Source organism: Terriglobia bacterium (genome assembly GCA_036496425.1).
Lineage (GTDB): Bacteria > Acidobacteriota > Terriglobia > 20CM-2-55-15 > 20CM-2-55-15 > 20CM-2-55-15.
Genome location: DASXLG010000252.1, coordinates 1 through 2654, shown reverse-complemented (window position 1 = coordinate 2654; position 2654 = coordinate 1). Strand labels below are relative to the sequence as shown.

Annotated in this window: 4 protein-coding genes; 1 reads left to right on the top strand and 3 read right to left on the bottom strand. The window is 56.3% G+C overall.

What is annotated here, in order from left to right; translation table 11 throughout:
• Positions 1-118: 118 nt before the first annotated feature.
• The 3 genes from VGK48_18295 to tsaB all read right to left on the bottom strand — a co-directional run bounded on the left by VGK48_18295 (position 119) and on the right by tsaB (position 1560).
• A complete protein-coding gene (locus VGK48_18295; GenBank protein HEY2383130.1) occupies positions 119-358 on the bottom strand; it encodes a YdcH family protein in 240 nt (79 codons plus the stop codon).
• Positions 359-425: 67 nt separating this feature from the next.
• A complete protein-coding gene (rimI, locus tag VGK48_18290; protein HEY2383129.1) occupies positions 426-902 on the bottom strand; it encodes a ribosomal protein S18-alanine N-acetyltransferase in 477 nt (158 codons plus the stop codon).
• Positions 874-1560 carry a tRNA (adenosine(37)-N6)-threonylcarbamoyltransferase complex dimerization subunit type 1 TsaB gene (tsaB, locus tag VGK48_18285; GenBank protein HEY2383128.1) on the bottom strand — a complete coding sequence of 229 codons (687 nt, stop codon included), beginning with the start codon at positions 1558-1560 and terminating at the stop codon, positions 874-876. The genes rimI and tsaB overlap by 29 nt, the downstream gene beginning before the upstream one ends.
• 29 nt (positions 1561-1589) lie before the next feature.
• Here tsaB and VGK48_18280 point away from each other — a divergent pair, with 29 nt between their 5' ends.
• Positions 1590-2621 (top strand): ATP-dependent 6-phosphofructokinase, encoded by a 1032-nt coding sequence (locus VGK48_18280; protein HEY2383127.1) that lies wholly within the window; start codon positions 1590-1592, stop codon positions 2619-2621.
• The last annotated feature ends 33 nt before the right edge of the window (positions 2622-2654 follow it).

Here is a 2654-nt window from a genome sequence, read left to right as displayed (position 1 = left end):
GTTTTAGCCGCAGATGACGCGGATGACGCAGATGGGACGCAAAAACGAACTTTTGAGGCGCCCCATCTGCGTCATCCGCGTCATCTGCGGCTAATGATTTTCCCGGTTCCGGGGTTGATTATGTGTGCTGGTGGCTCAACTCGGTTCGAAATCTGGAAACAATCGAGTTCATCTGATCCTTCAGTTGGAGTTTCCTTTTCTTGAGCTGAATTTCTGCAAGATGGTCGTGTTCCGTCATGTGGTGGCGATTCAGTTCGTTCAGTTTGCCTTCGCAAAGCCTGTGTTGTTCGCATAGACGGCGAAACTCCACGTTCTCAGAGATCAAATAGTCTTTGATCTCCTCCTCCTTCATTATCATCGCGCTCCTCCTATAAGGATGGAAACTTTGACCTTACGGTCACCGTAACATACGCGTAACAATCACTTCAATCCGAAATCGCCAACTCCATGACGTAGGCGTCTTCGATCGGATTCGAGTAATAATTCTTCCGTTCGCCTGCGATCGTGAAGTTGAATTTCAGGTAGAAATTGATGGCGGGGTTGTTGGATTTACGCACCTCGAGAATGACTTTCTCCGCCCTGCGGCGGCGCGATTCCTGAATCGCCGCGGACATCAGTTCCCGGCCGATGCCCGACCGCGCCTGGCCGCTTTCGACCGCAATGTTGTAGATCTCCGATATATCCGCGGCGATGTGGAAGATGACGAATCCTACGATTTTAGGCCGGGCTGCTTCGTCATCGATTTCGGCGACAAAGCTGGAGGTAAAACTGTCATCGTTGAGCAGGCGGTAGTAGCTGTCGACCGACCAGTGAGACAGGTGGTGCCAGGACCGCTCGATATCGATAATCCGATCGATGTCGCCTTTTCGGACTTTACGAACTCGGACTTCCAATGCTTTCACGAGCAATCTCCGCATCCGTTTTGCGCACATAAAGCGGCGCCAGCGGACCGCTGTTCGACGTGAGCGCCAGCTCCGCAATCGTGGAGGCCAGATACAGGTCCATCGGGTGGACGGCCCAGCCCGGTTGTCCTTCGATCAAAGAGCGATATCGCGCCGCACCGTCGCCGCAAAAAATTAAAGGAACTGGAGGCAAAGATGCCAGCCATTGGGCGGGTTTTAACACGATAGGCAGCCGTTCTTCAACAAGAGTATCGCCGGCGCCATTTTCGTCGCTCCGGCGATAGACCGCGCCATAAATGTCCCCCCGCCGCGCATCGATCATCGGAACAACGAGCGCGCCGCGAATGCCTGTTTTCCAGGCCAATGCCTCCAGTGTCGTGACGCCTGCCCCATCCTTCCCCTGAGAGGCGGCGAATCCCTCCATCGCCGCCAGGCCGACTCGCAGCCCCGTGAAGGAGCCGGGGCCCCTGGCGGAAACGAATAAATCGATGTCGGACAGTTGAAACGGCAAGTACTGGAATAAGAACTCAATAGAGCGGAAAAGCCGTTCGGAATACTGGATAGACGAGGCAATACGCACCTCGCCGAGAACTTGCGCGTTCTCCGCAATGCAGACACTTCCCCGTTCAGAGCTCGTGTCGACCGCCAAAACACGCATGCCTTATTATAGAAGCGGAGGATATGCCCATGGAGAAAATCGGAATCCTGACTGGCGGCGGCGATTGTCCCGGCTTGAATGCCGTGATCCGCGCCGTGGTTCGCCGGTCCCGCGCGCTCGGCTACGAAGTCCTCGGAATCAAAAAAGGATGGGCGGGCCTCGTGGAGGGGCTGGTCGAGCCGCTTACCGATTTCTCTGTTACGGGAATTCTTCCGCGAGGCGGCACGATCCTGGGAACATCCCGTACGAATCCATTCAAGGAGGTGGAGCAGGTTCAGAAACTCAAGTCGAACTGGAAGAAGTTCGGCCTGAACTACCTGGTGGCCGTCGGCGGCGAAGATACGCTGGGTGTTGCGAACAGGCTGTTCAAACAGGAAGGCTATCCTGTAGTCGGTGTTCCCAAAACCATCGATAACGACCTGGCGGGAACGGACTACACCTTCGGCTTCGACACCGCGGTTCAGATCGTCACTGAAGCGATCGATCGCCTGCATACGACCGCCGAATCCCATCAGCGGGTCATGGTTGTCGAGGTGATGGGCCGGCACGCCGGCTGGATTGCCACTCACTCCGGCATGGCCGGCGGCGCGGATTGCATTCTGGTCCCGGAAAAACGATTCAATCTCGACGAGGTCTGCTCCCTTATTCGAAAACGCATCGAACGCGGCCGGGAATTTTCCATCGTGGTTGTTGCCGAAGGCGCCATGCCGGATGAGACGCATCAGGTGATGGCGAAAGCCGGACACCTCGATGAATTCGGACATGCGCAACTCGGTGGAATCGGCCACTGGGTGGGCGACCAGATCGAAGCGCGGACCGGAATCGAAACCCGCGTCACCGTCCTCGGCCACGTGCAACGCGGCGGAACGCCAACCGCTTATGACCGCGTACTCGCGACCCGGTTTGGCCTGAAGGCTGTCGAACTCATCCGCGAAAAACAATTCGGCCACATGGCTTCTCTGCGCGGAACGGAAATCATGGCCGTCCCGATTGAAGAAGCGCTGACGCAGAAACTTCTCGATCCTAAAGTTTTTGATGACGCTGCCGTGTTTTTCGGGTAGAGGTTTTAGCCGCAGATGACGCGGATGACGCAG